Genomic DNA, 5,084 nt, shown 5'->3' on the forward strand with positions numbered 1-5,084 from the left:
CATGTTTATGCTGTGATTCATTCGGACCCCTTTCATCTAAACTCTCGATAAGTTTAAAAGAAAATTCCTACTGAAAAGCGGACATTTCTATCTTGCTCAAACAGGACAATATCATTTTGCTCCTACAGCTATGAGAAAAGCGTTGCTGTTAGACCAAAAAATATGTAAGATTGATCCAGGTTTTTAAAAGCTTTCAATAAAAATGGAGATCCATCTTGACAGGTTCAACAGACGATATGATTCCAATAGATTCTGACATTCAGTTGGTCACAATTGAAGATGAGATGGAGAGATCCTATCTCGATTATGCTATGAGCGTAATTGTCTCGCGCGCATTACCAGATGTCAGAGATGGTCTTAAACCTGTGCATAGGCGTATTCTCTATGCCATGAAAGATGGTGGATTTGATTCATCAAAGCCTTACAAAAAGTCTGCGCGTATCGTCGGGGACGTGATGGGTAAATATCACCCACATGGTGACCAGGCTATTTATGGAGCGATGGTTCGGATGGCGCAGGATTTCTCAATGCGCTTGCCTTTGATCGATGGCCAAGGAAACTTTGGTTCTATGGATGGGGATCCGGCTGCTGCTATGCGTTACACAGAAGCAAGGCTTGATAAAGCAGCTGAAGAACTATTGGCTGACTATGATAAAGATACAGTTGACTTTAGAGCCAACTATGATGAAACCATTTCAGAACCTGTTGTTCTACCATCACGTGTGCCGAATTTGTTGGTGAATGGTGCTGGTGGTATTGCAGTTGGGATGGCAACAAACATTCCGCCCCATAACTTAGGCGAAGTGATTGATGCATGCTGTGCTTATATCGATAATTCAAGCATTTCGATCGATGAGTTGATGGAATATGTTTTGGGTCCTGATTTCCCAACAGGCGGCATTATTTTGGGCCGTACAGGCATTCGCAATGCTTTCCATGAAGGGCGTGGATCGATTGTCATGCGTGGTAAAGCTGAGATTGAGGAGATCCGGAAAGATCGGACAGGCATTGTCATTACTGAGATTCCTTATCAGGTGAATAAGGCCCAGATGATTGAGCGTATTGCTGAAGTTGTAAAACAAAAGACAATCGAGGGTATCTCTGATATCCGTGATGAATCTGACAAAGATGGTGTGCGCGTTGTGGTTGAGTTAAAGCGTGAAGCCGTTCCAGATGTGGTGCTTGCGCAGCTTTATAAATTCACACCGCTTCAAACATCCTTTGGCGTGAACTGCTTGGCCCTTGACCATGGTCAACCACGCATGATGACGCTATATGATATTGTGCGTTGCTTCATTCAATTCCGTGAGGAAGTGGTGACGCGCCGGACAAAATTTGAGCTTAATAAGGCACGTGAAAAGGCGCACCTTTTGGTTGGTTTGGCTGTTTCTGTTGCGAATATTGATGAAATTGTTGAGCTGATTAAAAAAGCACAAGACCCACAAGTGGCGCGTGAACAATTGATGGCAAAGCCATGGCCAGCAAAAGATGTTGCGCCGCTGATTGCTTTGGTTGATGAGCCAGGTAGAGCCGTTGATGCAGGCGGTAATTATCATTTGTCAGAAGCGCAAGCGCGTGCGATTCTTGAACTCAGATTGCATCGCTTAACAGGACTTGAGCGTGATAAGATTGGTGATGAGCTGAGAGAAATCACGGATCACATTCAGTTCTGTCTTGCTGTTTTGGCATCACGTGAGAAATTGATGGAGATCGTCAAGACTGAATTGATCGAAGTCAAAGATAAATTCAACACGCCACGTAGAACACAGATTGAAAATTCTGAGCATGAATCAGATCTTGAAGACTTGATTCAGAAAGAAGACATGGTTGTCACAGTGAGCAACACGGGCTATATCAAGCGTGTTCCGCTCTCAACCTACCGTTCACAGCGCAGAGGTGGTAAGGGGCGCTCTGGCATGAACATGAAGGAAGAAGATTTCATCTCAAAACTTTTTGTTGCCAATACTCATACGCCTGTTCTGTTTTTCTCAACAGATGGTCTTGCTTATAAAATGAAGGTCTATCGTTTGCCATTGGGTAATCCTCAAGCACGTGGTAAGGCGTTGGTGAACTTGCTGCCGATTAATGCAGGGCAGACAATTTCAACTGTGATGCCTTTACCTGAGGATGAAAAAGCATGGGACGAACTCACCATTATTTTCGTCACCAAATCAGGTGATGTGAGACGGAACAAGCTTTCAGATTTCACCAATGTGAAATCGAACGGTAAAATTGCAATGAAGCTTGAAGAGAATGATCGCCTCATTGGTGTTGCAACAGGTAATGCAAAGAACGATCTTTTGATCTCAACCAAACTTGGTAAATGTATTCGTTTCTCCTTTGATGATGTGCGTGTCTTTACAGGCCGAACATCAACGGGTGTGCGTGGTATTCGCCTTGCGCCTGGTGATGAAGTGATGAGCATGTGCGTTTTAAAACACACAACAGCAACGACAGAAGAAAGATCTCTGTATGTGAAGCAAGCTAATGCCTTGCGTCGTCATCCTGATGATGTTGAAGATGGTTCAGCAACAGCTGCAGATGAAGAAGGCGCTGAAACAGTTGTAACAGGCGATATTCAGCTTTCAGAAGAGCGTTTTGCTGAATTGGCAGCATCAGAAGAATTCTTGCTGACTGTATCAGATACAGGCTTTGGTAAAAGAACATCATCTTATGAATATCGTATTACAGGCCGTGGTGGACAAGGGATCCGTAATCTTGGTGGTATGGGTGAGAAGAATAACGCCGTTGTGGCGTCGTTCCCGGTGAGAGATGATCAGCAACTGATTCTGGTGACAAATGGGGGACAGTTGATTCGTCTGCCTGTGCATGACATTCGTATCTGTGGTCGTAGTGCAATGGGTGTGAAACTTTTCACAGTGACCAATGGCGATACAGTTGTGTCTGTTGAGCCAATCGATGTGGATCAGACTGATGGCGATGAGGATGATGTTTCAGTCGAAGAACAAGTTGTTGAAACAAATTTAGAATGATAGTTTGGTGATAACTTATTTACAGGAACTGCTGTAGAAATTTAGAGAATCGTCACTCAGAGCCCTTCTTTAGAAGGGCGTGGAGTCTCTTGGAAGTAAAAACAAGAGCAGTTTCAATAGGTAATTTGAAGAGATTCCACGTCGCCCCTTGATGGGGGCGACTCTGAATGACGATTTTTAAATTTGTTATCTAAAACCACGTATCAAGCCGAGGAGATAAATCTATGACTGGTGTGTCTCAAATTCATGTTCAACCTGAACTTGTTGATCTCTATCAAGACATTCAAGCCGCAACGAATCATGATATTCTCACCATCAGACATAATCTGTCTTATGATTATTTTCAAGAAGACAAAGATGCTTTTGATAAGCATCTTTTGTCTTTTAGAGCAGCGACTTTGGCAGCGGGGCACTCTTTTTCAATGGCTTATGACATATATGTGTCGTGTCGAGATTTGATTGTCAAAAACTTACCATGCTCAGATAGAACACTGTTATTGAATGCAGCAGGTGTTCAATTGGTTCTTTTGCCTCCGGAAATTGGGTTTCTGATTAATTTAATCGAGCTGAATTTACGGTTGAATCATCTTTTGGCTCTGCCTATGGATATTCAAAAGCTGGTTCATTTGGAAAAGCTGATTCTTGTTGATAATAAGATTCAATCTTTGCCAGGCTGTTTATTTCAATTGCCTCAGCTAAAAGTGATTTTATCTGATCAAGATGAAGAAAATGAAAAGGCACTTGAAAGGTTGAGGCAGGGTAATCTGTAAAAAAAGAAAGACAGAATCTCTTTAAAGGAGTATGCTTGGGTTGATAAATATAAGGAGGTACTCATGTTAATGCCAGCTGATAAAAAAAATAAGGCAAGCCTATGGTTTCAGTCTCTGCGCGATCGCATTTGTGATCGTTTTGTTGAGCTTGAAAGGCAGCTTGAGTCGGGTCCTCATTGTGATTTGAGTCCTGGTCTTTTTGAGAGAAAACAATGGATCCGTGCTGATGTGGATGGTACTCAGCGAGCCGAGAATGGCGGCGGTGAAATGTCTGTGATGCGCGGTGGGCGTGTCTTTGAAAAAGTCGGTGTGAATATCTCAACTGTTAAAGGTGTTTTCTCAGAAGAATTTAGAAAATCGATTCCAGGTGCTGCTGATACAGGTGAGTTTTGGGCTTCAGGTATTAGTTTGGTTGCCCATATGAGATCCCCAAAAGTGCCAGCCATTCATATGAATACGCGCTACATTGTGACGTCAATTGATTGGTTTGGGGGTGGAACTGATTTGAATCCCATGATTGAAAATGACAATGATACAGCGATTTTCCATAAGGCTTTACAGGAATGTTGTGATCGTCATGATCCGCATTATTATGAAAAATATAAAAAATGGGCGGATGATTATTTCTTTATTCAACACAGAAATGTGGCGCGCGGCGTTGGTGGAATTTTCTACGATAACTTGAATAGTGGCAATTTCGAAAATGATTTTGCTTACACGCGGGATGTTGGTGAAACATTTTTGGATATCTATCCCAAGATTGTTGAGGCTCATATGCATGATGAGTGGACAGACGAGGATCGAGAGTTGCAGTTGAAAAAGCGTGGTTTCTATACAGAATTCAATCTGGTTTACGATCGCGGGACGCTTTTTGGTCTGAAGACAGGTGGAAACATCGAGGCCATTTTAATGTCATTACCACCAGAGGCTAAGTGGTCTTAGAGCTGCGAGCCTTGAATTTCGTCACTCAGAGGGCTCTCACTGAGAGCCCGCCTGTCAGGCCGAAGCCTTGGCGTAGGCTGATGGAGTCTCTGGAGTCTCTCAGCAAAAATTGCGCGCAATTGTTAATTGGATGAGATTCCACGTCGCCTCGCGGCGACTCTGAATGACGGCTCTTTATCATTTTGCATTTCGTACTAGAGCATCCCTCCCACAGAAATTTTTGACATTTTTGAGAATGTGCTATAATCAAAATATTAATCCGGCAACATGAAGTAGTCGAAAAAAATGTTGCATGTTTTATGGAATCTTGATATTATGAGCTTATGAAGAAACCAGATTTAAGAAATTCAACCAAAGAAATCCGCTTAGAAGTTAGGCG

At 42.7% G+C, this 5,084-nt stretch carries 3 protein-coding genes; all 3 read left to right on the forward strand.

The window, feature by feature from the left end; translation table 11 throughout:
* Positions 1–236: 236 nt before the first annotated feature.
* The 3 genes from gyrA (at position 237) to hemF (ending at position 4,705) form a co-directional block, all read left to right on the forward strand.
* A complete protein-coding gene (gene gyrA, locus KBF71_08740) occupies positions 237–2,993 on the forward strand; it encodes a DNA gyrase subunit A (protein MBP9878397.1) in 2,757 nt (918 codons plus the stop codon).
* A gap of 224 nt (positions 2,994–3,217) precedes the next feature.
* Positions 3,218–3,763 carry a hypothetical protein gene (locus KBF71_08745; GenBank protein MBP9878398.1) on the forward strand — a complete coding sequence of 182 codons (546 nt, stop codon included), beginning with the start codon at positions 3,218–3,220 and terminating at the stop codon, positions 3,761–3,763.
* 69 nt (positions 3,764–3,832) lie between these two features.
* A complete protein-coding gene (gene hemF, locus KBF71_08750) occupies positions 3,833–4,705 on the forward strand; it encodes an oxygen-dependent coproporphyrinogen oxidase (protein ID MBP9878399.1) in 873 nt (290 codons plus the stop codon).
* Positions 4,706–5,084: the final 379 nt, after the last annotated feature.

This window comes from Alphaproteobacteria bacterium (assembly GCA_018063245.1).
GTDB lineage: Bacteria > Pseudomonadota > Alphaproteobacteria > JAGPBS01 > JAGPBS01 > JAGPBS01.

Bases quoted from the DNA above. Each gene is read 5' to 3' on its own strand.
- hemF (MBP9878399.1), top strand. From the start codon at position 3,833: ATGCCAGCTGATAAAAAAAATAAGGCAAGCCTATGGTTTCAGTCTCTG.
- gyrA (MBP9878397.1), top strand. From the start codon at position 237: ATGATTCCAATAGATTCTGACATTCAGTTGGTCACAATTGAAGATGAG.
- KBF71_08745 (MBP9878398.1), top strand. From the start codon at position 3,218: ATGACTGGTGTGTCTCAAATTCATGTTCAACCTGAACTTGTTGATCTC.